Here is a 359-nt window from a genome sequence, read left to right as displayed (position 1 = left end):
CGCTAAGGCTAACATTAATAAAGCAACAACTAACGATGCAGTAAACACTGCTAAGAACACTGGTGTTGGAAAGATTAACAACATGAATGTTCCAACTACTTCTGCAACTAAAGATGCTGCTAAGGATGCCATTGATCAAGCTGCTAAGACTAAGGACGATGCAATCGATGCTTCAAACTTAACTGCTGAAGAAAAGGATGCTTTGAAGAAGACAGTTGCTGGTAAAGTTCAAACAGCTAAGGACAATATTGATGCTGCCACTAAAGACGCTGATGTTAAGACAGCGCAAACCAGTGGTGAACAGGCTATTAATGCTGTTGAAATCCCTGCTTCAGTTTCTAAGACTGATGCCATTAACG

At 40.7% G+C, this 359-nt stretch carries 1 protein-coding gene; it reads left to right on the top strand.

Annotated features, from left to right (window positions below):
• The coding region (locus tag CP370_RS09615) for a DUF1542 domain-containing protein (protein ID WP_143467917.1) at positions 1–359 on the top strand (359 nt) is incomplete at both ends.

Origin of the sequence: Lactobacillus sp. UMNPBX19 (assembly GCF_002553805.1) — a bacterium.
GTDB lineage: Bacteria > Bacillota > Bacilli > Lactobacillales > Lactobacillaceae > Lactobacillus.
This window is presented reverse-complemented; position numbering and strand designations above follow the sequence as displayed.